The 24,209-nt window shown below is 66.3% G+C and carries 25 protein-coding genes; 13 read left to right on the top strand and 12 right to left on the bottom strand.

Annotation, left to right across the window (positions count from 1 at the left end):
- Positions 1-441: 441 nt before the first annotated feature.
- Complete coding sequence (locus tag LU699_RS12085; protein WP_232137904.1) at positions 442-2,673, top strand: primosomal protein N'; 2,232 nt, start codon at positions 442-444, stop codon at positions 2,671-2,673.
- Positions 2,674-2,719: 46 nt separating this feature from the next.
- Here LU699_RS12085 and LU699_RS12080 read toward each other — a convergent pair whose 3' ends face one another.
- Genes LU699_RS12080 through pssA form a run of 4 tightly spaced genes read right to left on the bottom strand, consistent with a single transcriptional unit; the run spans position 2,720 to position 5,117 of the window.
- Positions 2,720-3,544 carry an NYN domain-containing protein gene (locus LU699_RS12080; RefSeq protein WP_232137906.1) on the bottom strand — a complete coding sequence of 275 codons (825 nt, stop codon included), beginning with the start codon at positions 3,542-3,544 and terminating at the stop codon, positions 2,720-2,722.
- A gap of 55 nt (positions 3,545-3,599) precedes the next feature.
- Positions 3,600-4,079: a ribosomal protein S18-alanine N-acetyltransferase gene (gene rimI, locus LU699_RS12075; RefSeq protein ID WP_232580181.1), complete on the bottom strand. Its 480-nt coding sequence runs from the start codon at positions 4,077-4,079 to the stop codon at positions 3,600-3,602.
- A 16-nt stretch (positions 4,080-4,095) separates the two neighbouring features.
- Positions 4,096-4,350: a hypothetical protein gene (locus LU699_RS12070; protein WP_232137908.1), complete on the bottom strand. Its 255-nt coding sequence runs from the start codon at positions 4,348-4,350 to the stop codon at positions 4,096-4,098.
- Complete coding sequence (gene pssA, locus LU699_RS12065; protein WP_232137909.1) at positions 4,347-5,117, bottom strand: CDP-diacylglycerol--serine O-phosphatidyltransferase; 771 nt, start codon at positions 5,115-5,117, stop codon at positions 4,347-4,349. The genes LU699_RS12070 and pssA overlap by 4 nt, the downstream gene beginning before the upstream one ends.
- Before the next feature lie 107 nt (positions 5,118-5,224).
- On the opposite strand from pssA, the gene LU699_RS12060 reads away from it, so the two are divergent.
- From LU699_RS12060 to LU699_RS12050, 3 genes are all read left to right on the top strand, one after another.
- Entirely contained in the window at positions 5,225-5,635 is a 411-nt protein-coding gene (locus LU699_RS12060) for a DUF4124 domain-containing protein (RefSeq protein ID WP_232137910.1), read from the top strand.
- A 74-nt stretch (positions 5,636-5,709) separates the two neighbouring features.
- On the top strand, positions 5,710-7,404 hold the full coding sequence (locus LU699_RS12055; RefSeq protein WP_232137911.1) for a proline--tRNA ligase: 1,695 nt from the start codon (positions 5,710-5,712) through the stop codon (positions 7,402-7,404).
- A 179-nt stretch (positions 7,405-7,583) separates the two neighbouring features.
- Positions 7,584-7,961 (top strand): H-NS histone family protein, encoded by a 378-nt coding sequence (locus LU699_RS12050; RefSeq protein ID WP_232137912.1) that lies wholly within the window; start codon positions 7,584-7,586, stop codon positions 7,959-7,961.
- Between the two features lie 69 nt (positions 7,962-8,030).
- Here LU699_RS12050 and LU699_RS12045 read toward each other — a convergent pair whose 3' ends face one another.
- Positions 8,031-9,284 carry a threonine/serine exporter family protein gene (locus LU699_RS12045; protein ID WP_232137913.1) on the bottom strand — a complete coding sequence of 418 codons (1,254 nt, stop codon included), beginning with the start codon at positions 9,282-9,284 and terminating at the stop codon, positions 8,031-8,033.
- A gap of 118 nt (positions 9,285-9,402) precedes the next feature.
- Between LU699_RS12045 and LU699_RS12040 the strand changes: the two genes are divergently transcribed.
- From LU699_RS12040 to LU699_RS12025, 4 genes are read left to right on the top strand one after another with little or no spacing between them, the layout of a single operon-like run.
- Positions 9,403-10,515, top strand: coding sequence for an ABC transporter permease (locus LU699_RS12040; protein WP_232137914.1), 1,113 nt, complete (start codon positions 9,403-9,405; stop codon positions 10,513-10,515).
- A 2-nt stretch (positions 10,516-10,517) separates the two neighbouring features.
- A complete protein-coding gene (locus LU699_RS12035; RefSeq protein WP_425491144.1) occupies positions 10,518-11,351 on the top strand; it encodes an ABC transporter ATP-binding protein in 834 nt (277 codons plus the stop codon).
- The gene (locus LU699_RS12030) at positions 11,351-12,277 is read left to right on the top strand and encodes an MlaD family protein (RefSeq protein WP_232137917.1); all 927 of its coding nucleotides are present in this window, start codon (positions 11,351-11,353) and stop codon (positions 12,275-12,277) included. The genes LU699_RS12035 and LU699_RS12030 overlap by 1 nt, the downstream gene beginning before the upstream one ends.
- Positions 12,274-12,969 (top strand): ABC-type transport auxiliary lipoprotein family protein, encoded by a 696-nt coding sequence (locus tag LU699_RS12025; RefSeq protein ID WP_232137919.1) that lies wholly within the window; start codon positions 12,274-12,276, stop codon positions 12,967-12,969. Before LU699_RS12030 ends, LU699_RS12025 begins: the two co-directional genes overlap by 4 nt.
- Before the next feature lie 112 nt (positions 12,970-13,081).
- Here the strand turns inward: LU699_RS12025 and LU699_RS12020 are convergent, their stop codons facing one another.
- The 7 genes from LU699_RS12020 to rfbB form a co-directional block, all read right to left on the bottom strand.
- Positions 13,082-13,678 (bottom strand): alpha-ketoglutarate-dependent dioxygenase AlkB family protein, encoded by a 597-nt coding sequence (locus tag LU699_RS12020; RefSeq protein WP_232137921.1) that lies wholly within the window; start codon positions 13,676-13,678, stop codon positions 13,082-13,084.
- Positions 13,679-13,975: 297 nt separating this feature from the next.
- On the bottom strand, positions 13,976-14,611 hold the full coding sequence (locus tag LU699_RS12015) for a CoA transferase subunit B (protein ID WP_232137922.1): 636 nt from the start codon (positions 14,609-14,611) through the stop codon (positions 13,976-13,978).
- The gene (locus LU699_RS12010) at positions 14,611-15,354 is read right to left on the bottom strand and encodes a CoA transferase subunit A (RefSeq protein WP_425491146.1); all 744 of its coding nucleotides are present in this window, start codon (positions 15,352-15,354) and stop codon (positions 14,611-14,613) included. Before LU699_RS12010 ends, LU699_RS12015 begins: the two co-directional genes overlap by 1 nt.
- 77 nt (positions 15,355-15,431) lie before the next feature.
- The gene (gene rfbD, locus LU699_RS12005; RefSeq protein WP_232137926.1) at positions 15,432-16,346 is read right to left on the bottom strand and encodes a dTDP-4-dehydrorhamnose reductase; all 915 of its coding nucleotides are present in this window, start codon (positions 16,344-16,346) and stop codon (positions 15,432-15,434) included.
- On the bottom strand, positions 16,343-16,900 hold the full coding sequence (gene rfbC / locus LU699_RS12000) for a dTDP-4-dehydrorhamnose 3,5-epimerase (protein WP_232137928.1): 558 nt from the start codon (positions 16,898-16,900) through the stop codon (positions 16,343-16,345). Before rfbC ends, rfbD begins: the two co-directional genes overlap by 4 nt.
- Positions 16,897-17,784, bottom strand: a complete 888-nt coding sequence (rfbA, locus tag LU699_RS11995) for a glucose-1-phosphate thymidylyltransferase RfbA (protein WP_232137930.1) — start codon at positions 17,782-17,784, stop codon at positions 16,897-16,899. Before rfbA ends, rfbC begins: the two co-directional genes overlap by 4 nt.
- Positions 17,781-18,836, bottom strand: a complete 1,056-nt coding sequence (gene rfbB / locus LU699_RS11990) for a dTDP-glucose 4,6-dehydratase (protein WP_232137932.1) — start codon at positions 18,834-18,836, stop codon at positions 17,781-17,783. Before rfbB ends, rfbA begins: the two co-directional genes overlap by 4 nt.
- A gap of 209 nt (positions 18,837-19,045) precedes the next feature.
- On the opposite strand from rfbB, the gene LU699_RS11985 reads away from it, so the two are divergent.
- The 5 genes from LU699_RS11985 to LU699_RS11965 all read left to right on the top strand — a co-directional run bounded on the left by LU699_RS11985 (position 19,046) and on the right by LU699_RS11965 (position 24,185).
- Positions 19,046-19,792, top strand: a complete 747-nt coding sequence (locus LU699_RS11985; protein WP_232137934.1) for an electron transfer flavoprotein subunit beta/FixA family protein — start codon at positions 19,046-19,048, stop codon at positions 19,790-19,792.
- Between the two features lie 69 nt (positions 19,793-19,861).
- Positions 19,862-20,806: an electron transfer flavoprotein subunit alpha/FixB family protein gene (locus LU699_RS11980; RefSeq protein ID WP_232137936.1), complete on the top strand. Its 945-nt coding sequence runs from the start codon at positions 19,862-19,864 to the stop codon at positions 20,804-20,806.
- A gap of 24 nt (positions 20,807-20,830) precedes the next feature.
- Entirely contained in the window at positions 20,831-22,195 is a 1,365-nt protein-coding gene (locus LU699_RS11975) for a phosphohexomutase domain-containing protein (protein WP_232580180.1), read from the top strand.
- A 15-nt stretch (positions 22,196-22,210) separates the two neighbouring features.
- Positions 22,211-23,617: a mannose-1-phosphate guanylyltransferase/mannose-6-phosphate isomerase gene (locus LU699_RS11970; RefSeq protein ID WP_232137938.1), complete on the top strand. Its 1,407-nt coding sequence runs from the start codon at positions 22,211-22,213 to the stop codon at positions 23,615-23,617.
- 61 nt (positions 23,618-23,678) lie between these two features.
- Positions 23,679-24,185 (top strand): hypothetical protein, encoded by a 507-nt coding sequence (locus LU699_RS11965; protein WP_232137939.1) that lies wholly within the window; start codon positions 23,679-23,681, stop codon positions 24,183-24,185.
- Positions 24,186-24,209: the final 24 nt, after the last annotated feature.

Here is a 24,209-nt window from a genome sequence, read left to right as displayed (position 1 = left end):
GGGGAGGCGTGGTCATCGGGGCCGGCGTGTGCGACCGCGCATCATAGCCATCCGCCGCCGTGGCCCAAGCCTTGACAGACCGTCGCGCAAACGTTCCACAGGCGCCGACGCGCGCAAGTGGTTGTTCACAGGGTTCACAACGCTGTCATCCAGCTGAAGATGACCACATGACGATGCTGCATGACAACAATGTTTCACGGTCAAGTGATTGATTTTAATATTAATTACCCATATGGCACTTTTTTGTCCAACACATCCTTTACCCCACTGAATACCGCATAACGTCGTGTTCGAAGCGGTGTATGCACAGGCTTATCCACAGATCATGTGGATAAGCGGCAATCCCTTTTCTTTCCGGCACTTGCAGCCACAACGTACAAGTCAAGCGAGGTTGAGCGCGCAAATGAGGGAAGCGACCGGTCGAGCCGATAGAATTTGCAGGTGCCAGATCCGAACGCCGCCGTTTCCGTCCTCCAGGTCGCCCTGCCGGTGCCGCTGCCGCGCCTGTTCGACTATTGCGCGCCGGCCGGTGCCACAGTCGGGCCGGACGATGTCGGACGCCGGGTCCGGGTGCCGTTCGGCCCGCGGGAACTGGTCGGGGTCGTCGCCGGCGTCGGCGCGCCTGACGATCCCGCGCAGGCGCTGCGCGAGGCGATCGAATGGCTCGATGACGCCCCGCTACTGCACGGCGAGCTCGCCGCCTCGCTGCGCTGGCTGGCCCGTTACACCCACGCGCCGCTGGGCGAGGTGCTGGCGACGGCCCTGCCCGCCGCCCTGCGTCGCGGCGAGGCGCTGCCCGACACCCACGCCTGGGCCTGGCGGCTGACCGAAGCCGGCCAGACCGCGCTGGCCGGACTCAAAGCCGGCGGTCGCCCGCAGCGCCTGGCCGCCGTGCTCGCGCCGACGCCGAGGGACGAGGACGCGCTGGATCTGGCGATGGACGGCTGGCGCGCCGCCGCGCGCACGCTGGCCGGCCGCGGACTGGCCGAACGTTTCGCGATACCGGCCTCGCAACTCGCGCCCACGCCCCAGCGCGGGCCCGTCCTGCACGACGAACAGCAGCAGGCGGTCGATGCGGTCGCCGCGTGCACCGGCTTCGCCGCGCTGCTGCTCGATGGCGTGACCGGCAGCGGCAAGACCGAGGTCTACCTGCAGGCGATCGCCGACTGCCTGTCGCGCGGGCGACAGGCGCTGGTGCTGGTGCCGGAGATCGGCCTGACCCCGCAGACGCTGGCGCGCTTCCGCGCCCGCCTGGGCGTGCCGGTTCATGCCCTGCACTCGGGCCTGGGCGATGGCGAACGCGCACGCGTCTGGGCGGCTGCGGCGCGCGGCGAGGCGCGCGTCGTCGTCGGCACCCGCTCGGCGGTGTTCGTGCCGCTGCCCGATGCCGGGCTCATCGTCGTCGACGAGGAACACGACGGCAGCTACAAGCAGCAGGACGGCATCCGCTACCATGCGCGCGATTTCGCGCTGGTACGCGCCAAGGCGCTCGACGTGCCGGTGCTGCTGGGCAGCGCGACGCCGTCGCTGGAATCGCTGCAGAACGCCGTCTCCGGCCGCTACGCGCATCTGCGCCTGACCCATCGCGCGGGCGCGGCGAAGCCACCGACGGTGCGCGTGCTCGATGTGCGCAAGCGCCCGCTCGAGGCCGGCCTGTCACCGGAAATGTTCGCCGCGATCTCCGCCGCGCTCGCCGCCGGCGGACAGGTGCTGGTGTTCAAGAACCGCCGCGGCTATGCGCCGGTGCTGCTGTGCCACGACTGCGGCTGGAGCGCGCACTGCCCGCGCTGCAGCACGCCCGACCGCCCGCATCCGATGACCGTGCACGCCGGCGGACGTCGCCTGCAATGTCATCACTGCGGCCATCGCGCGAGCGCGCCGCTGGCGTGTCCGGATTGCGCGAGTCTCGGTCTGCAGCCGCAGGGCGTGGGCACCGAACGCATCGAGGAACTCCTGGCCGCGCGCTTCAATGATGTGCCGGTGCTGCGCATCGACCGCGGCAGCACGCGTCGTCGCGATGCGCTCGAAAATCTTCTGGGCGAACTCGGCAGTCAGCCGGGCATCCTGATCGGCACGCAGATGCTGGCCAAGGGCCACGACCTGCCGAATCTCACGCTGGTGTGCGTGGTCGGCATCGACGAAGGCCTGTTTTCGGCTGACTTCCGCGCCGGCGAGAAACTCGCGCAACTGCTGATCCAGGTCGCCGGACGCGCCGGGCGCGCCGAGAAAGCCGGCCAGGTCTTGCTGCAGACGCACCACCCCGAACATCCGCTGCTGCTGACGCTGATCCAGGGCGGTTATCACGCCTTCGCCGCGGAAGAACTGATGCAACGCGAAGCTGCGGGATTTCCGCCGTTCGCACCGCTCGCACTATTGCGCGCCGAATCGCAGCAGGCCGAACCGCCGATGGCATTCCTGCAGGCCGCGCGCCGCGTGCTCGCGCCGCATGCCGGCCGCGACGCCGCCGGCATGCCGACACTGTTGCTCGATGGCCCGGTAGTCGCACCGATGCCGCGCCGCGCAGGCGTGTATCGCGCGCAATTGCTGATCGCCACCGACCAGCGTCCGCGCCTGCACGCGATCCTCGATGCAGCCCTGCCGCTGATCTACGCCCTGCCCGAAGCGCGCCGTGCGCGCTGGTCGCTGGATGTGGATCCGGTCGATCTGTACTAGGACTGAGAATTCGGGAACGCGGAAGCGCAGACGCTGTTCGTCAACGCTATGTCTGCGGCCCTGGCGATTTCTTCGCGGCTGATTTCGTCGTCTTTTTTGCGACAGTTCTCGGAGGCGCAGTCCGCACGTAGAACGTCTTTCCATCCTTGCGCATTTCGAACAAAGCGATCTCCGTGACCAGGCCACTGAGCTTCGCGTACCCATAGTTGCGCGAATCAAAAGAGGCCTGATTGCCGATCTGACTGCCGACGGCAGACAGATTGGCCCAGCCGTCATCGCCTTCTGCAGCAGATGACACCGCGGTGCGCAGCATCTGCACCAGCCGAGTGTCCTGACGCATCTCGGCACGGCTTTTCCGCGTCGGCTGGGCAGATGCCCCAGCCGGAGCAAGATTCGACGCCTGTTCCGCTTCGGCTTCGGAACCCAGGGCCTCCAAATAGGTGAAGCGGGAACACGCACTTCGAAACGCCAGCGGCGTCTTGCTTTCACCAAAGCCGTACACCTTCATGCCTTCAGTCAGCAGACGCATCACCAGCGGCGTGAAATCCGCATCGCTGGATACGATCGCGAAACCGTCGAGATTGCGCGCATACATCAGGTCCATCGCGTCGATGACCATCGCCATGTCGGATGCGTTCTTGCCGGTGCTGTAGGCGAACTGCTGGATCGGGCGGATCGCATATTCGTGCAGCACTTTCTCCCAGCTGCCGAGATGCGGGCTCTTCCAGTTGCCGTAGGCCCGGCGCACGTTGGCGACGCCGTGGCGTGCGACCTCGGCGAGGATCACGTCGATCTTCGCCGCCGGCGCATTGTCGGCATCGATCAGCAGCGCGATGCGTTTCTCGTTGTCGATGCGGGTGTGTTCGCCCATGGCGGCTCTCCGGTCGGGGCGCGCAGCGCGCGCCGGATGCAACGCGGCGGCGGTTTCAGTCCGCGCCGAACAGTTCGCGGGCCATGACGATCGCGTCCTCGCGGCCGTTGTGCGCGGGGTAGTAACGCGGCCGCCGGCCGATTTCGTTGAAACCTTCGTCGTAATACAGCGCGACCGCATTCGGATTCGACGGTCGCACTTCGAGAAACACGCGCTGCGCGTCGTGCTGCTGGGCGAGATCGACCAGCGCGCGGAACAGGCGACGGCCGTGGCCACGGCCCTGCAGCTCCGGATCTACGCAGACGTTGAGCACATGCGCTTCGCCGGCTGCGACGCTCAATACACCGTAACCGGCGAGTCGCCGATCGACATGCAGCACCCACGCCGGATATGCCGCGCGCAGGCAGTCGTCGAAGATGCCGCGCGTCCACGGAAACGGATAAGCGCGCAATTCGATTTCCATCACCGCGTCGACATCGGTCGCGCGCATCGGACGCAGCGACCAGTCGCGCGCCGCAGCGGCGGCATCGGGCATCGACCGCGTGTCGGGCTCAGCCGCCATGACGGCGCAACTGGCGCAGACGCGGCCACAGGGCACGTTTCGCCGACGCCGAACGCAGCTCCGAGAGTGCGCCGAGGCTGCGCACAAATGCGAACGCGCCGTCGCCTTCGCGACTCAGGCCGGCAGCGCGCAGCAAGGGATCGACCAGCGGATCGTCCGGCAACACCTGGCCGGGCACCTGCACGCGATAGCGGTCGTGACCCAGCGCATCGAGCGCCGCGATCTGCAGCGCATCCCAGGTCACGAGGCGGCCTCCGCGCCTCCGCGGCGCCGCCACAGCCACAGCGTCGGACCCGAAAGTGCATACAGCACCGCGGCTATCAGCAGGGTCTTGGGCGGATCCACCCACATCGCGATCAGCAGGCCGACCGCGACGACCAGCGCCACGAACGGCACGCGGTCGGCCTTCGGTCCGGTGCCGCTGCCCTTGAAGCTGGTGTAGCGGATGCGGCTGACCATCAGCAGGCCGCAGACTACGGTGACCGCGAGCGCGACGTAACGCAGTGCGTCGCCGGTGAAATCGAGTTCGTGGCAGGTCCAGACGAAACTCGCCATCAGACCTGCCGCCGCCGGACTCGCCAGTCCGACGAAATAGCGCTTGTCGACCGTCGCGACCTGGCTGTTGAACCGCGCCAGTCGCAACGCCGCGCAGGCAGCATAGAGAAACGCGCCGAGCCAGCCGATCTTGCCGAGCGTGGTGCCGTCGAGGCGCATCGCCATCAGCGACCAGTGGTACATCACCAGCGCCGGCGCCAGACCGAAACTGATCAGGTCGGCCAGCGAGTCGTACTGCACGCCGAACTCGCTCTGGGTATTGGTCAGGCGTGCGACCCGGCCGTCGATGCCATCGAGCACCGCGGCGACGAAGATCGCGATGCAGGCGGCGCTGAAGCGGCCCTGCGATGCGGCGATGATCGCGAAGAATCCCGCGAACAGGCCGCCGGTGGTGAAGAGGTTCGGCAGCAGGTAGATGCCGCGGCCGCGGCGCGGGGTCGGGTCGGGTTGGCTCATGCGGGCCAGTGTAGCGCCTGCTTCGGGCCGGTCGGCGACAGCGGTTGCGCCTGCGGCCCCGGAGTGCTGCAATCGCCGCCACATTCGAGCACCTGCCGGGGACCGCCATGCGCCGCACTTTCGTGACCGCCCTTGCATTGCTCATCGCCGCCGCGCCACTCGCCGCCAGCGAGGTCTACAGCTGGAAGGACGCGCGCGGCGTCACCCATTACTCGCAGACACCGCCGCCCGCGGGCACGCGTTTCGAAGTGCGCAACGTGCACGGCAACGCCGCGTCGCCCACGCCGGTCACGCCTGCAGCGGCCGCCGCACCCACGGCCACGCCCGCAGCGAGCACCGCGAACGCAGGTGGCGACACCACCCAGTGCGAACTCGCCCGGACCAACGTCGCCGCGCTCAAGGGCGAAGGCGCGGTGCAGCAGCTCGGCGCCGACGGCAAGCCGCGCGAACTCGCCGGCAGCGAACGCGCCGACCAGCTGGCCCTGTCGGAAGCCGCGGTCCGCGCCTACTGCCGCTGAGGCCCGGCCGGCAGGCCGGGACGCGCGGGGCGCGTGGCACACTATCGCCCCCCGTTCCCAGCCAGAAGCCGCCGATGCGCCTGTCGCAGTTCCATCTCCGCACCGAGAAAGAAACGCCCGCCGATGCCGAGGTCACCAGCCACAAGCTGATGCTCAAGGCCGGCATGCTGCGCAAGCTGGGCGCCGGTCTCTACACGTGGTCGCCGCTGGGCCTGCGCGTGCTGCGCAAGGTCGAAGGCATCGTGCGCGAGGAAATGAACGCGGCCGGTGCGATCGAACTGCTGATGCCGGCCGTACAGCCGCGCGAGCTGTGGGAAGAAACCGGCCGCTGGGAGAAGTTCGGCGGCCAGCTGCTGAAGATGCAGGACCGCAAGGAGAGCTGGTACTGCTTCGGCCCGACGCACGAGGAAGTCATCACCGATTTCGCACGCAGCGAACTGGCCAGCTACAAGCAGCTCCCGGTGAACTTCTACCAGATCCAGACCAAGTTCCGCGACGAGATCCGCCCGCGTTTCGGCGTGATGCGCGCGCGCGAATTCCTGATGAAGGACGCGTACTCGTTCGACATCGACGAGGCCGGTATGGCCGCTTCGTACCAGACCATGCATACGGCGTACACGCGCATCTTCACCCGCCTCGGCCTCGAGTTCCGCTCGGTGCAGGCCGATTCGGGCGCGATCGGCGGTGACGCCTCGCAGGAATTCCACGTCATCGCCGATTCGGGCGAGGACGCGCTGGTGTTCTCGACCGGCTCGGAATACGCGGCGAACGTCGAAGCCGCGCGCGCCGCTGCACCCGCGCCGCGTCCGGCGGCATCGGAAGACCTGCGCAAGGTCGACACGCCGACGCAGAAGACCTGCGAGGACGTCGCCGCCCTGCTCGACATTCCGCTCGCCCGTACCGCGAAGTCGATCGCGCTGATGGCCGGCGAGACCTTCGTGCTCGCGCTGGTGCGCGGCGACCACGCGGTCAATGCGATCAAGCTCGCCAAGGTCGACGGCCTGGCCGATTACCGCATGGCGAGCGAAGCGGAAATCGCCGCGCATCTGGGCGCTGCGCCAGGCTTCCTCGGGCCGATCGGTGCGGTCAAGCCGATCCGCGTCGTCGCCGATCTGGAAGTCGCCGCACTGGCCGATTTCGTCGTCGGCGCCAATGCCACCGGCTTCCACATCGCCGGCGTCAACTGGGGCCGCGATCTGCCCGAGGCCGATGTGGTCGCCGACATCCGTGACGTCGTCGCCGGCGATCGCGCCGAAGACGGCGGCGAACTGAAGGTCGCGCGTGGCATCGAGGTCGGCCACGTGTTCCAGCTCGGCCGCAAGTACGCCGAGGCGATGAACTTCAAGGTGCTCGACGCGAACGGCAAGGCGAGCGTGCCCTTCATGGGCTGCTACGGCATCGGCGTGTCGCGCATCGTCGCAGCGGCGATCGAACAGAACCACGACGCCAACGGCATCCTGTGGCCGGTCGCGATGGCGCCGTGGCAGGTCGCGGTGTGCGTGATCAACCCGAAGAACGAGGCGCACGTGGCCGAGGCCGCGGACGCGCTGTACCGCGAACTCGGCGCCGCCGGTTTCGAGACCGTACTCGACGACCGAGGCCTGCGCCCGGGCATGATGTTCGGCGACATCGAACTGATCGGCATCCCGCATCGCGTGGTGGTGTCGGCACGCGGACTGGAATCGGGCGCATTCGAATATCGCGCACGCAGTGCCAGCGAATCGGAGAATCTCGATCGCGAGGCGCTGTTTTCACGCCTGCGCGGCTGAGGGTTTCCGCGGCGAAACCAGCGGTATTTACCGCCGGATAATCCCGAAAGTTCACGCGGCCTGCACGAGCGGGCCGCGCCGCCGTGCGCATGGTGTTTGTCGGCCCGGGATAAACAGGATTAAGATGCCTCCCATGCCAATGGACTGGTATTCCCAATAATCAGCCGGAGCCGACTCGAATGGCGTTTGACCTCAATGCATTTTCTCCCCAGCAGCTCGACGCGCTGATCACCCAGGCCAAGGAGCGCAAGACGACGCTCAAGAAGCGCAAGCCGCTGACGGCCGTGCGCAAGAAGCTGACCGACCTGGCCGCGGCCGAGGGTTACAGCATTGCCGAGCTGTTCGGTGGCAGCGCACCGCGCGCGGCATCGACCGCGGCCGCGCCTGCGGCGCGCAAGAGCGCGACAAAGGGTCGCAAGCTCGGCAAGGTGGCGCCGAAGTACCGCAATCCGGCGAACAAGGCCGAGACCTGGACCGGTCGTGGCAAGCAGCCGCTGTGGCTGGCCGCGCACACCAAGAAGGGCCGCAAGCTGGAAGAGTTCCTGATCCAGAAGTGAGCCTGGCGGTTCGCGCCGCGCAGTGACGTTCGAGAACGCCCTCCGACGGAGGGCGTTTTCGTATGCGGCTCAGAGGTTCTTGCGCGCCGGCAGCAGCACGTTGCCGAACAGCAGGCCGGCGATCAGCGCCAGCACGATGTTCATCACCACCAGCGCTGCTTCCTGGCCGGCGGCCATGTCCTGCTGCTGCACCAGATTCATCAGCCCGCGCAGGCTGTTGCTGCCGGGCACGAGCATGATCAGACCCGGGACCCGGATCACCGCGCCCGGACGATTGGCCCATCGCGCGTAGCCGTTGCCGGCAGCGGTGGTCACCAGCGCGGCGACGAACAGACCGATGTTCGGCCCGAGCGCGGCGCCGACCCAGCGCGAGACGAGATACCCCGACGCGGCGGCGGCCATGACCAGCAGCACGTCGCGGCGTCCGGCGCGGAACAGGATCGCGAACGCACCAGCCGCGGTCGCCAGCGCCGCCCATTCCACCCAGTCGGGCTGCGGCCGCAGCGCGCGCACGTTCGGGGTGACGCCGAGCATCTGCATCAGGGTGAGCGCGATGATCGTGCCGATGGTGAGCTTGAGCACCGTCGTGATCGCACCGGCGAAGCGCGCGGTGCCAGATACCAGATGCTGGCTGGTCAGTTCGTTGATCGCATTGGTCAACGCCATACCCGGCAGCATCACGATCAGCGAGGCGATGACCACAGTATTGAGATTCAGCGGGGCGACGAAGGCCGACACCAGGATCGCGACCACGCCGGCGAGCATGCCGGCCAGCGCTTCATGCGCTTCTTTGAGCCGGGTGCCGTTGCGCGTGACCATGTCGAGCAGGCCGATCAGCAGGCCGATGGTGCCTGCCGTCGCGATGTCGGCCCAGGGCAGCCGCCACAGGCCGGCGACACCCATCGCCACCATTGCGAAACCCATCACCTGCGCCGCCTTGCCCCAGGCGCGCGGTTCGCGTGCGTCGAGCGCGCGCAGGGCGGCGTAGCCTTCGGCCAGGTCCATCTCGCCGGCCATGACCTGCTCGGCGATGCGGTCCGTCTCGCACAGCTTGTAGAGGTTCACGTCGCCCGGCGACATGCGGATGACGCGCGTGGTGTCGCTGTCGCCCGGCGGCCGCAGCGGATCGCTGAAGGACAGCACCATGCCGGTCGGGTTCACCCACGGCTCGCAATCGATGCCGAGCTGCTGGGTCACCGCGATCACCGCGCCTTCGAGGCGCTGCGCGGTGGTGCCGTAGGCATGCAGATGCTCGGCCAGCTCGACCACGAAGGCGATGCGCGTGGCGTAGCTGGCGGTGGTGAGCGGAGTGGCACCGGACATCGACACAGGATCGCACGTCGCGCCGGGCGCCCGGTAGGTCGCGGCGCCGTGATGCGCGGCCTCACACCTGATTTCGGTATGCTCACCGGCGTTTGCACCTCGACCGACCGATGCCTGCATGACCGTCCCTCGACACGCCACGCCCAGCGCCGATTCCGGTGACGGTGGGTCGCTGCGGCTGCGCGGACACTGGACGCTCGCCTATGCCGGCGACATCGAGACGGTGCTGCGCGCGAACGAGGCACCGGCGGGTGAAGTGGACGCCACCGGCGTCGATCGACTGGACTCGGTGGGCGTGCTGCAGCTGCTGCGTTTCGCCGAAAAACGCGGCCTGGATTTCTCGACCTTCCGCTTTCGCGACGATCACCACGCACTGGTCGAGGCGATCGAGGACGTCGCCGACGACCGGCCGAAGAAGAAACGCGATTACGGTGTCTACGCCGCGCTCGCCCGTTTCGGCGAGACGATGCACGACAACTGGCGCGAGGTCGTCGCGCTGGTCAGCTTTCTCGGCGAAACCCTGCTCAAACTCGGTCGCCTGCTGGTCTCGCCACGACGCTTCCGCCTGACTTCGACCGTGCACCACATGGAACAGGTCGGCCTGGACGCAGTGCCACTGGTCGCGCTGCTGTCGTTCCTGGTCGGCGCGGTGATCGCCTTCCTCGGCTCGACCGTGCTGTCCGAATTCGGCGCGACGATCTTCGTCGTCGAACTGGTGTCGATCGCGTTCCTGCGCGAGTTCGGTGTGCTGCTGACCGCGATCCTGCTCGCCGGTCGCACCGCCAGCGCATTCACCGCGCAGATCGGCGCGATGGTGAGCCGCGAGGAAGTGGACGCGATCCGCACGCTCGGACTCGACCCGGTGGATCTGCTGGTGATTCCGCGCGTGGTCGCGCTGATGGTGATGCTGCCGCTGCTGACCTTCGTCGCGATGATCGCCGGCCTGATCGGTGGCCTGACCGTCGGCGCTTTCAGTCTCGATATTCCGCCGCAGGCGTACATGGCGCGGATGTACGAAACCATGAACGTCCGGCATTTCTTCGTCGGCATGTCCAAGGCGCCGATCTTCGCGATGGTGATCGGCCTGATCGGCTGTCTGGAAGGCCTGCAGGTCAAGGGCACGGCGCAGTCGGTCGGCGAGCGCACGACGTCGAGCGTGGTGCAGACGATCTCGCTGGTGATCGTGTTCGACGCGTTCGCGGCGATCTGGTTCATGCACGTGGGATGGTGACGATGTCCGACTCGCCCACCCGCGACCCGCATGCGCAGGACGACCTCGGCGACGAGATCGCGATCCGAGTACGTGGCCTGGTCAACCAGTTCGGCGCGCAGACCGTGCACGACAATCTCGACCTCGACGTGCGTCGCGGCGAGATTCTCGGCGTGGTCGGCGGCTCGGGCACCGGCAAGTCGGTGCTGATGCGCAGCATCCTCGGCCTGCGTCCGCCGCAGGCCGGCACCATCGAGGTGCTGGGCGCCGATGCGCTGTCGCGCGATATCGAAGAACGCCGGCACATCGAACGCAACACCGGCGTGCTGTTCCAGGATGGCGCGCTGTTCTCGTCGCTGACCGTGGGCGAGAACGTGCAGGTGCCGCTGAAGGAACACCATCCCGACCTGCGCGATTCACTGCGTTACGAGCTGGCGCTGCTGAAGGTCAAGCTGTCCGGCCTGCCGGCCAACGCGCTCGACAAGCTGCCGGCGGAACTGTCGGGCGGCATGCGCAAGCGTGCGGGTCTCGCGCGGGCGCTGGCGCTCGACCCGCCGTTGCTGTTTCTCGACGAGCCCACGGCCGGCCTCGATCCGATCGGCGCGGCCGCGTTCGACCGTCTGATCCGCACGCTGCAGGAAGCGCTGGGACTGACTGTGTTCCTGATCACACACGACCTCGACACTCTGTACGCTATCTGTGACCGCATCGCGGTCCTGGCCGACAAACAGGTGATCGCGGTGGCGCCGGTGGCGGAGATCGAACAGATCGACCATCCCTGGATCCAGGATTATTTCCACGGCCCGCGCGGCCGTGCCGCACGCGATGCCAGGGCCAACGCCCCGGGAGCCCACTGATGGAAACCAGAGCCAACTACGTCCTCATCGGCGCGTTCACGCTCATCGCGTCGATCGCGCTGCTCGGCTTCGCGCTTTGGGCGGCGAAGTATTCGTCCGACCGCAGCTGGAACGAGTTCGACGTCGTCTTCCGCGAGCCGGTGACCGGCCTGACCGAAGGCAGCAGCGTGCAGTACAACGGCATCGCCGTCGGCACGGTCGACAACCTGCAGCTCGCGCCGCAGGACCCGCGCCAGGTCATCGCGCGTCTGCGCGTGCAGGCCAATGCACCGGTGAAGACCGATACCCGCGCGCGCATGTCGATGACCAGCCTGACCGGCTCGCCGATCATCCAGCTGACCGGTGGCTCGCCCGAAGCGCCGATGCTGGTGTCGGAAGACAGCGACCGCGTACCGATCATCCAGACCGAAGCCTCGGCGCTGCAGAACATCTCCGACACCGCGAACCGCCTCGTCGAACGCCTTGACCGCGTGCTCAGCGAAGAGAACGTCGCACGCATCTCCAACACGCTGGAGAACATCGAAGGCATGACCGGCTCGGTCGCCGGGCAGCGCGAAGACCTCGCCGCGATCATCGTCAACGCGCGCAGGTCCAGCGAACAGCTGGAGCAGACGCTGACCACGACCAACCGGGCGATGAGCAGCTTCGATCGCGAGCTGGTGCAAAAGCTGCCCGGCCTGGTGGCGAACCTCGAAAGCACGCTGGCACGCATGGACTCGGCCGCCGGCGGCGCCGACACCATCCTCAACGAGAACCGCGCGGCGATCAGCAGCTTCGCCAACGATGGTCTGTCGCAGCTCGGCCCGACCCTGGGCGAACTGCGTTCGCTGGTCCGCGACCTGCGCCGCATCAGCGACCGTCTCGACGCCAATCCCGCGCGTTACCTGCTCGGCCGCGACGCGCCGAAGGAATTCGAACCCGAATGATCACGCTCACGACCTCCGCGCAACGCACTCTGCTCCGCTTCGCCGTCGCACTCGTGCTCGGCACCCTGCTCGCCGGCTGCAGCTCGCTGCTGGGCGGCGGTGGCGGCGATCGTGACCGCTCGACGATCTACGCGCCCGACCCACGCGTCGAGGCCAATCCCGCATGGCCGCGCGCCGAATGGCAGCTGACGCTGAGCCCGCCGACCGCCGCGCGCATGATCGACAGCTTCCGCATCGCCGTGCGCCCGACGCCCGCCGAGCTGCAGGTCTACCGCGGCGCCAGCTGGGCGAAGACGCCGACCGACATGCTGCAGGACACCGTGCTGCGCACCATGGAAGACTCGGGCAACATCCCGGCCGTCGCGCGCCAGGGCGCCGGCATCACCGCCGACTACAAGCTAGTCATCGACCTGCGCCGCTTCGAGGCCGACTACAACGGCAATGCACTGCCGGCGGCGACGATCGAGGCCAACGTCAAACTGATCCACAACATCGACCAGACCGTCGTCGGCTCGCGCACGTTCATCGCGGCGCAGTCGGCTTCCAGTACCGAAGTCGCGCAGGTCGTCGATGCGTTCTCGGTCGCCCTGCAGAGCATCAGCGGCGAGATGGTCGGCTGGATCCTCGAATCGGGCAATGCACACGAAGTTACGCACGATCGCAGGCCGCCGGTAACTGCGCCGCGGCGCTGAGCCTTTTACTGCCGGGTCGCTGACGGCGCGCCAATTGAGGTGCGCTCTGCGACACGATCACGTCGCCTCAAGCGCTTCGCCTGATTCGCGGATCACTCCGCGAGAGCGCGCTTCAACACAGAATCTTGCGGAACGTCAGATTGATCCGCGGCCCGACCGGCCGCGCGGTCCTCGGTAACGCGTGCCGAAACCGCGCCTGCGTCTCGCCGCGCATCACCAGCAAGCTGCCGTGCGGGAGTTCCAGCACATGCCGCGCGAATCGTCCATCCGCGTCCGCCACGCGCCCCTTCAGCACGAACCGCCGCGTCGCGCCCAGGCTCAACGACACGATCACCGGCTCGGATCCCAGCTCGCGCTCGTCGTCGCTGTGCCAGCCCATCGCGTCCTGTCCATCGCGATACAGGTTGGCGAGCACGCTGTTGAAGCGGACGCCCGCAGCCGCGGAGACCGCATCGCGCACCGGCACCAACGCAGCAGGCCAGGGCTCAGGCGTAAACCGTGCGCCCGAGTAGCGATACATCGCGTCTGGATCGCCGATCCAGCAACTGAGCCGCGGCGCCTCGACCTCGCGCCCGAAGATGCGCAGACGATGGCGAGCCCAAGGAACATCCGCGCGCAACGCTTCGAACAGCGCATCCGCTTCGACCGCGGGCATCCAGCGAGGGGCAAGCTGCACATCGGTGTCGGGCAGATCAGCGATGTCGAACATGGACAGGGACATCCCAGCAGCATGCCGCACGTGCTGCGCGGCAGCTCACGAACATCAGCCGCAGTCGATTTTTGGCGAAATTCAGTCGTCTTAGCGATCAAGAGATCGCTGTTCCTCGACCCTGGATCCTGTAGTCTCGGTCGCGGTCCGCGCCCCGGCGCTGACCACCGGGACTCCTCGATCTCGCTACTGTCTTCGCGGAGCCCAGATGGAATCGCGCCGACGCGACCAACAGGTGGACGCGGATGAGGCGGCCCCGGAATGTGCCCGCGGCCAACCTCACGCTTCAAGATAAACTCAGTTCGCGTTCGCGAATGCGACGCCGGTCTTCGTCTTCAACTCTTCCGCATCCACGCCGTCTGCCGCTTCGACCAGCACGAGCCCATCGGCGGTCACATCGAACACCGCGAGATCCGTGATGATCCGGTCGACCACACCCACGCCTGTCAGCGGCAGCGTGCACTCGGGCAGGATCTTGTGGCTGCCGTCCTTCGCGACGTGCTCCATCAGCACGACGACGCGCTTGACGCCAGCGACGAGATCCATCGCGCCGCCCATGCCCTTGACCATCTTGCCGGGCACCATCCAGTTCGCGAGATCGCCGCTGCCGGTGACCTGCATCGCGCCCAGAATCGCCAGATCGATGTGCCCGCCGCGAATCATCGCGAACGAGTCGTGGCTGCCGAAGTAGCTCGCGCCCTTGCGTGCGGTGACGGTCTGCTTGCCAGCGTTGATGAGGTCGGCATCGACCTCGTCTTCGGCCGGGAACGGGCCTATGCCGAGCAGGCCGTTCTCGCTCTGCAGCCACACGTCGACGCCATCGGGGATGTGGTTCGCCACCAGCGTGGGCAGGCCGATACCCAAGTTCACGTAGGCGCCATCGGTCAACTCGCGCGCAGCGCGCGCGGCCATTTCGTCACGGGTCCAGGCCATTACTTCGCTCCTCGCACGGTGCGCTGTTCGATGCGCTTCTCGGGCGTCGTGTTGACAACGATGCGGTCCACGTAGATCCCCGGCAGGTGCACCTGGTCGGGATCGATCGCACCGATCTCCACCAGCTCCTCGACCTCGACCACGCAGACCTTGCCGGCCATCGCGCAGGCCGGATTGAAGTTGCGCGCGGTCTTGCGGAACACGAGATTGCCGGCCGTGTCGGCCTTCCACGCCTTGACCAGCGCGACGTCGGCGACCAGCGCGGTTTCCAGCACGTAATGCTTGCCGTCGAACTCGCGTGTTTCCTTGCCCTCGGCGACGATCGTGCCGTAGCCGGTCGCGGTGAAGAACGCCGGGATGCCGGCACCACCGGCGCGCAGGCGCTCGGCCAGCGTGCCCTGCGGGTTGAATTCAAGCTCCAGCTCGCCGCCGAGGTACTGGCGCTCGAACTCCTTGTTCTCGCCCACATACGACGAAATCATCTTGCGGATCTGCCGGGTCTCCAGCAGCTGGCCGAGGCCGAAGCCGTCGACGCCCGCATTGTTGGAGATCGCGGTGATGTCCTTGACGCCCGAATCGCGTAGTGCGGCGATCAGCGCTTCGGGAATGCCGCACAGGCCGAAGCCGCCGACCGCGAAGGTCTGGCCATCGGCCACGATGTCAGCCAATGCCGTCGCGGCATCGGGGTACTGCTTGCCGCGTCGACCCGCGGCGGAACTCTGCTCGCTCATTTCGATCCTCATGGCGCAACGGCCTTCGATTCTACCGGCTGCGCGTGTACGCGGCCTTGGACCTTGGTGCAGTGGCGGAGCGTGTTCTCTCAGCCCTGCTGCATCTGCCTCTGGCACATTTCGTCCAACACGCCGCCCAGCGCTGTCCGCCAGTCCGGCAACGTGATTCCAAAATCGTCCTCGAGCGTGCCGGTGTCCAGGCGGGAGTAGGCAGGACGCCTGGCCGGCGTCGGATAGTCGGCCGTGGTGATCGCTTCGACCGTAGGCGCGCGTGCGATCAGGCCGCGCTCGACTGCGCCGTCGAAGATCGCCTGCGCAAATCCGTGCCAGCTGGTTTCACCCGCAGCCGTCAGATGCCAGGTGCCGGAGGCCGCATTGTCGTCGCCAAGAACCCGCGCGGTGACGTCGGCGATCAACGCTGCAGGCGTCGGCGTACCGATCTGGTCGGCGACCACACGCAGCACGTCTCGCTCGGCGCCGACGCGCAGCATCGTGCGCAGAAAGTTCTGGCCGTGCGCGGCATAGACCCACGCGGTGCGGAAGATCAGATGGCGCCCCCCCGTGGCACGGATCGCCTCTTCGCCCGCGAGCTTGCTCGCGCCGTAGACGCCGAGCGGTGCCGTGGCGTCATCGGGGCGATACGGACGCGTGCCGCTGCCATCGAACACGTAGTCGGTGGAGTAATGCACCAGCGGTACAGCGTGCGCGGCGCACCAGTGTGCGATCGCGCCAGGGGCCGCTGCGTTGGCGGCGTGCGCCGCCGCGGCCTCGCTCTCGGCCTTGTCGACCGCGGTGTACGCGGCGGCATTGATCACGCGTGTCGGCCGCGTCGCGTCGAGCAACGCGACGACCGATTCCGGATCCGAGAAGTCCGCGGTCAGGCACGTGCTGCCGTCGGGGAGCAAGCCGGTCCGCGTCGAAGCAAGCAGATTGCCCAGCGGCGCGAGCGCACGCAGCAGTTCCTGCCCCACCTGCCCGTTCGCACCGAAAACCAACGAGGTCATGCGGTGAAAATCGGCAGCCGATCCGGATCGACCTGCGAAAGGAGGGGTGCCTGCTCGTCCTTATCGGACAACAACGGGGACAGGGCTGGCCATTCGATCCCGATCGCGGGATCGTTCCACCGTATACCTGCGTCCGCCTCTTTCACGTACACGTCCGTGCAGAGATAGCTGAAGACAGCGTCGTCCGACAGCACCGCGAAACCGTGGGCAAAACCCTCGGGGATCCAGATCTGCCTTTTGTTGCTCGCGCTCAGCACCGCGGCGTCCCATCTTCCGAACGTCGACGAGCCGCGACGAAGATCGACTGCGACATCGAACACTTCACCCTGAAGAACGCTGACCAGCTTTCCTTGTGGGCGCGGCCACTGGTAGTGCAGGCCTCTGAGGACATTCTTCGTCGAATGGGAGACATTGCTTTGGACGAAATGGGTCGGTAGGCCGGCCTGACCGAAGCGCTCCGCATTCCAGGATTCGAAAAAAAATCCCCTCGGGTCACCGAACACGGCGGGCTCAATGATCACGCATCCTGCCAGCCGGGTTTCGACAATCTTCATCGAGTCACCCCACGCTTGAGCAGATCCAGCAGATAGCGCCCGTAGCCGTTCTTCGAAAGCGGAGTCGCGAGTCGTTCCAGCTGTTCTCCGTCAATCCAGCCAGCGCCATAAGCGATCTCTTCAGGACAGCACACCTGGAGCCCCTGGCGCGACTGGATCGTTTCGATGAAGTTGGCCGCTTCGTGTAATGACTGATGCGTTCCCGTATCCAGCCATGCGTAGCCGCGACCCAACTGCTCGAGGAAGAGCGCGTCATCTTCCAGATACATGCGATTGAGATCGGTGATCTCGAGCTCGCCACGTGGCGAAGGCTTGAGTCTGGCGGCGTAATCGCTGGCGCGTCCGTCGTAGAAGTACAGGCCGGTGACCGCGTAATTCGACCGGGGCGCTTCGGGCTTTTCTGCAATGTCGACGACTTTGCCACTGGCATCGAACGCGGCTACGCCATAGCGCTCTGGATCGTTGACCCAATAGCCGAACACCGTCGCCCCGTCCGTACGCGCATCGGCCCGTCGAAGTGTCCCGGTCAATCCTTGTCCATGGAAGATGTTGTCGCCCAGCACCAGGCAGCTCGGCTTGCCGCCGACGAAATCGCGGCCGATCAGATACGCCTGCGCCAGACCATCCGGACTCGGCTGCACGGCGTACTGGATATCCATGCCCCACTGCGACCCGTCGCCGAGCAGGGCCTGGAACAACACCTGCTCGTGCGGCGTGTTGATGATCAGCACTTCGCGGATGCCGGCCAGCATCAGCACGCTGAGCGGGTAATAGATCATCGGCTTGTCGTACACCGGCAGCAGCTGCTTGCTGACGCCCTTGGTGATCGGATACAGCCGTGTGCCGGAGCCCCCGGCAAGAATGATGCCCTTGCGCGCGGTCATGCCTGCGCCCCCATGCGTTCCAGACGGTAACTGCCGTCGAGGATGCGCTGTACCCAGGGCTGGTTGTCGAGGTACCAGTCCACCGTGGCTTCGATGCCGCTCTCGAAGGTGTGAGCGGGCTTCCAGCCGAGTTCGCCTTGCAGCTTGGATGCGTCGATTGCGTAGCGGCGATCGTGGCCGGGACGATCGGTGACGTAGGTGATCTGCGTCGCGCGCGACTGGCCATCCTCGCGCGGTCGGCGTGCGTCGAGCAGGCGGCAGATCGTCTCGACCACCTCGATGTTCTGACGCTCGGAGTCGCCACCCACATTGTAGGTTTCGCCGACGCGGCCTTTCTCGAGCACCGTGCGGATCGCGGCGCAGTGGTCGGTGACGAACAGCCAGTCGCGGACCTGCTTGCCATCGCCGTAGACCGGCAGCGGCTCGCCGGCCAGCGCCTTGGCGATCACCAGCGGGACGAGCTTCTCCGGGAAGTGGTACGGCCCGTAGTTGTTCGAGCAGTTGGTGGTCAGCACCGGCAGCCCGTAGGTGTGGTGGAACGCACGCACCAGATGATCGGACGCGGCCTTCGACGCCGAGTACGGCGAGTTCGGCGCGTAGGGCGTGGTTTCGGAGAACTTGCCGGTCTCCCCCAGCGTGCCGTAGACCTCGTCGGTCGAGACATGCAGGAAACGGAACGCCTCGCGACGGCCGTCAGGCAAGGCCTTCCAGTAGTCGCGCGCCGACTCGAGCAGACCGAGCGTGCCGACGACGTTGGTTTCGATGAACGCCGCCGGGCCGTCGATGGAACGGTCGACGTGACTTTCCGCGGCGAAGTTCAGCACCGCATCGGGCTGATGCTCGGCCAGCAGCCCCGCGACCAGATCGCGATCCCCGATGTCGCCATGCACGAACACGTGGTCCGGGTTCGATTCGATCGACGCCAGCGTCTGCAGGTTGCCTGCATAGGTCAGGGCATCGAGATTGATCACACGGACGCCGCGACGCACGGCCTCCAGTACGAAATTGCCGCCGATGAAACCGGCGCCGCCGGTGACAAGCCATGTGGGCACGAACTCACTCCTGTCCATTTCGATGCCTTCATAGAGGCAAGGCGGCAAGGATAGCGGCTCACTCGCGTTACTTCGGCGTGAAAATGAACGTTTTGTCTTCGCCCGGCCATCCGTTCGCGCGCCGAAGGCCGCCCCGTTAGAATCGGCGGATTGCCCCGCGCCTGCCGCCGCGGCCGGGTGATCCGCAACGCACAAGGAATGCCGTACCGATGAAGATCCTCGTCGCCTACAAGCGCGTGGTGGACTACAACGTCCGCATCCAGGTCAAGCCGGACGGGTCCGGCGTGGTCACCGATGGCGTCAAGCTCTCGGCCAACCCCTTCGATGAAATCGCGCTGGAAGAAGCCCTGCGCCTGCGCGACAAGGGCATCGCCACCGAGGTCGTGGTCGCGACGATCGCGCCCGCTGACGCCCAGGCGCACCTGCGCAATGGTCTGGCCATGGGCGCGAACCGCGCCATCCACGTGGTCTGTGACCAGGCGATCCAGCCGCTGACCGCCGCCCGCACACTGCTCAAGCTGGTCGAGAAGGAACAGCCGGACCTAGTGATCCTCGGCAAGCAGGCGATCGACGACGACGCCAATCAGACCGGTCAGATGCTGGCGACGCTGTGGGGCCGACCGCAGGCGACCTTCGCCTCGAAGGTCGAGATCGCTGACGGCAAGGCCACAGTGACGCGCGAGGTCGACGCCGGCCTGGAGACGCTCGAAGTCGACCTGCCGGCCGTCGTCACGACCGATCTGCGCCTCAACGAGCCGCGTTTCATCAAGCTCCCCGACATCATGAAAGCGAAGTCGAAGCCGATGGAATCGATCCCGTTCGCCGACCTCGGCGTCGAGTCGGTCGACACGCTCAAGACCACGCACTACGAGGCGCCGACCAAACGCGGCAAGGGCGTCATGGTCAAGGACGCGGCCGAACTGGTTGCCGCGCTCAAGGCCAAGGGCCTGCTCTGAATTCCGTCGCTCCCGCGCACGCGGGAGCCTAGAGATGTCCGGCCCAGCGCCGGACCGCAGGAGAACATGATGTCCAAAGTCCTTGTTATCGCCGAACACCTCGACGGCACCCTGAACGCCAGCGCGACCGCCAAGACCGTTGCCGCGGCGCAGGCGCTGTCGCCCGACGCCATCGACATCGCGGTGTTCGCCGCAGACCCGGCGGGCGCCGCCACCGAAGCCGCCACAATTGCCGGCGTGTCGAAGGTGCTCGCCGTCGCCAATCCGGCCAACGCGCAGGCACTCGCACAGGTCCTTGGCCCGCAGATCGCGAACCTCGCCGCCGGCTACACGCATGTGTTCGCGCCGTCGACGACGTTCGGCAAGGACCTGCTGCCGGTCGTCGCCGCGCTTCTGGGTGTCAACCAGATCTCCGACCTGATGACGGTCGAGAGCAGCCATGTCTTCAAGCGCCCGATCTACGCCGGCAATGCGATCGTCACTGTCGAGGCCCCGGCCGACCAGCCGGTCGTCGCCACGGTGCGCACGGCGTCCTGGCAGGAAGCGGCACGCAGCGGCAGCGCGACGGTCGAAACGACTAGCGTCGACGCCGAATTGCCGACGCACACCCGCTTCATCGGTCTCGCCGCAGGCAGCACCGACCGCCCCGACCTGCAGAGCGCCAAGCGCGTCGTCTCGGGCGGTCGCGGTGTCGGCTCGGAAGAAAACTTCAAGATCGTGTTCGACTTCGCCGACAAGCTCGGCGCCGCGGTAGGCGCCTCGCGCGCCGCAGTCGATGCCGGTTACGTGCCCAATGAGCTGCAGGTCGGCCAGACAGGCAAGATCATCGCCCCCGAGCTTTATGTCGCCATCGGCATCAGCGGAGCAATCCAGCATCTGACCGGCATCAAGGATGCGGGCACGATCGTCGCGATCAACAAGGACGCCGACGCACCGATCTTCGAGATCGCGGACATCGGCCTGGTGGGCGATCTGTTCAAGGTGCTGCCGGAACTCGAAGCGGCGCTGTCGTAAGCCAGCCCGGAACCAAGGACTCACATGCACCTTTCCTGCTTCAAAGCCTACGACATCCGCGGCCGGGTGCTTGACGAACTCAACCCCCCTCTCGCCCGGCGCATCGGGCTGGCGATGGCCTCGCTGCTGGGCCCTGGCCCCGTTGTGCTCGGACGCGACATCCGCCTGACGAGCCCGGAACTGCAGCAGGCACTCGAAGAAGGATTCCGTCAGGCAGGGCGCGACGTCATCGACATCGGTCTGTGCGGCACCGAAGAGGTGTATTTCCAGACCGCACATCTTGGGGCCGCGGGTGGCGTGATGGTGACCGCCAGCCACAATCCGATGGATTACAACGGAATGAAGCTCGTGCGCGAAGGCGCGCGACCGATCAGCGGAGACACAGGCCTTTTCGACATCCGCGACTTCGCCGCAAGCGATGCGGAGCCCGCACCTGCGCCACGTGCGGGCACGCGGAGCGAAGCACAGGACAAGTCGGCCTATATCGAACATCTGCTGGGTTACGTCGAGCGCGAACGACTCAAGCCGCTGAAGATCGTCGTCAATGCAGGTAATGGTGGCGCAGGCGTGGTGGTCGATCAGCTTGCGGCGCATCTGCCCTTCGAGTTCGTGCGCATCCAGCATGAGCCGGATGGCCGCTTTCCAAACGGCATTCCCAACCCGCTGCTGCCGGACAACCGGGCTGCCACCGCAGACGCGGTACGCGCCAGTGGCGCGGACTTCGGTATCGCGTGGGATGGCGACTTCGATCGCTGCTTCTTCTTCGACGCCAATGGCGATTTCATCGAGGGCTACTACCTCGTCGGCCTGCTCGCAAAAGCGCTGCTGCTCAAGTCGCCCGGCGGCAAGGTCATCCACGACCCGCGTCTGGTCTGGAACACAGTCGAAATGGTCGAGCAGGCCGGCGGTGTTCCCGTGCTCAGCAAGACCGGCCACGCCTTCATCAAGGAGCGCATGCGCGCCGAAGACGCGATCTACGGCGGCGAGATGAGTGCACATCACTATTTCCGAGATTTCGCGTACTGCGATTCGGGCATGATTCCGTGGTTGCTGATCGCGGATCTGATCTCGCGCACAGGCACCTCCTTGACGGATCTCGTTGCCGACCGGATGCAAGCGTTCCCCTGCAGCGGCGAGATCAATTTCGTCGTCGACGATGCGAAGGCCACCGTCGCACGCGTGATGGCGCATTTCGAATCACAGAAGCCGGCGCTCGACCATACCGACGGCGTCAGCGCGGATTTCGGCCAGTGGCGCTTCAATCTCCGCAGTTCCAACACCGAGCCGCTGCTGAGGCTCAACGTCGAGACCCGCGCGGATGCCGAGCTGCTCCGGGCACGTACCGATGAACTGTCCGCCCTGATCGGCGGCAATGCCCCCCAACACTGATCCAGGACCACCCGCATGCTTCCGATTCTTCCCGTGATTCTTTCCGGCGGCTCCGGCACGCGCCTGTGGCCGCTGTCGCGCGAGGCCTATCCCAAGCAGTTCCTCCCGCTGGTCGGCGAGAACACCATGCTTCAGGCAACGTGGGCGCGCGTGTCGGACATCGCAGGTACTGCGCCGATCGTGGTCGCGAACCAGGAACACCGCTTCATGGCGGCCGAACAGCTGCGGGAATGCGGCGTGTCGCCTGCTGCGTTGATACTCGAACCAGTTGGCCGTAATACCGCGCCAGCCATCGCGATCGCCGCACTGCAGGCCATGGCCGCGGGTGACGATGCGCTGCTGCTGGTGCTGCCGTCCGACCACGTCGTACGCGATGACAGCGCGTTCCACGCGGCCGTACGCGAAGCATCAGTCGCTGCCCAAGACGGCAAGCTGGTGACTTTCGGCATCGTGCCGACCGCACCCGAGATCGGCTATGGCTACATCAAGGCCGCGTCCGGTACTGGTGTGCGCGCGGTTGAACGCTTCGTCGAGAAGCCTGATCTTGCGACTGCACAGGATTATCTGGCCTCCGGCGCGTACTTCTGGAACAGCGGCATGTTCCTGTTCAAGGCGTCCCGATATCTCGACGAACTGCGTCGACTGCAGCCTGCGATGCTGGCGGCATGCGAACAGGCGCTTGCACAAGCGACGCGCGACGCGGATTTCATCCGGCTCGACGCCGATGCATTCTCGGCAAGCCCGAACGATTCGATCGATTACGCAGTCATGGAGAAGACCGCCGACGCTGCCGTTGTGCCGCTGGATGCCGGCTGGAGCGATGTCGGCTCCTGGTCCGCTCTCTGGGAAGTCTCGGACAAGGACGCCAACGGCAATGCCCACCATGGCGATGTCATCGAGATCGACTGCCACAACACATACGCGCATGGCTCACGCCTGATCGCGATGGTGGGCCTGGAAGATATCGTCGTCGTGGAAACCGACGACGCGGTCATGGTCGGCCACCGGGATCGCATCCAGGAGGTCAAGCAGGTCGTCAACCGGATCAAGCGTGACGGCCGCAGCGAGGCCGCCGCGCACCGCAAGGTCTACCGCCCCTGGGGCGCGTACGATTCGATCGACAACGGCGACAGGTTCCAGGTCAAACGCATCACCGTGAAACCCGGCGCAACGCTGAGCCTGCAGATGCACCACCACCGCGCGGAGCACTGGATCGTCGTCAGCGGCACCGCCGAAGTGACACGCGGCGAGGACGTGATCCTGCTGACCGAGAACCAGAGCACCTACATCCCGCTCGGCGTGACCCACCGACTGAAGAACCCAGGCAAGCTTCCACTGGAACTGATCGAGGTGCAGTCGGGGAGCTATCTGGGAGAAGACGACATCGTCAGGTTCGAAGATCAGTACGGCAGGGCGGGCTGAGCACCGGTCGGCAGCGTTTCGGCCCAGAACGTCGGACACACTCACGAACAGAGGAAGAACCATGCCCAATCGCATCAAGCTGACAGCGCTACTGCTGTCCTGTGCGCTCGTCGCCGGTTGTGGACCAGCAGACACCCAAGGGACGACGGCAGTTGAAGCGCCGGCGCACGAGATCAGAATGACCGCAGAGAGCAAGGACGTTCTGTCCGAACCAAAGGCCGGCGCACTGGACGGTGACCGCCTCGTCAGCAACGGCGGCGAGGGGTATCTGATGTTCGGCCCCTACGCGTCGCTCTCTGCAGGATCGTATGTCCTGACCGTGCATGGCGATATCACCCAGCTGACTCCAGGCAGCGCAGCGAAGTTTGACGTGGTCTCTTCAAAAGGCACGCTGACACATGGTTCGATGGAGGTTTCGGAGACGACCGGAACGGACGGGACGCTGACAAGTTTCCCGGTCACTGTCGACCAGAATGTCTCGGATTTGGAAATCCGCGCCTGGGTGCCTGCGGGCGCCGAACTGCAGGTCCGGTCCTACGAACTTCTCCAGGCCACCGCAACGCGATGATTGCCCGCTTCTCGCCCTCTGAAC

This window comes from Luteimonas fraxinea, assembly GCF_021233355.1.
In the GTDB taxonomy this organism is placed as follows: Bacteria; Pseudomonadota; Gammaproteobacteria; order Xanthomonadales; family Xanthomonadaceae; genus Luteimonas; species Luteimonas fraxinea.
Note: the sequence above shows the minus strand (reverse complement) of the source record. Positions and strands in the feature narration are given on the sequence as shown.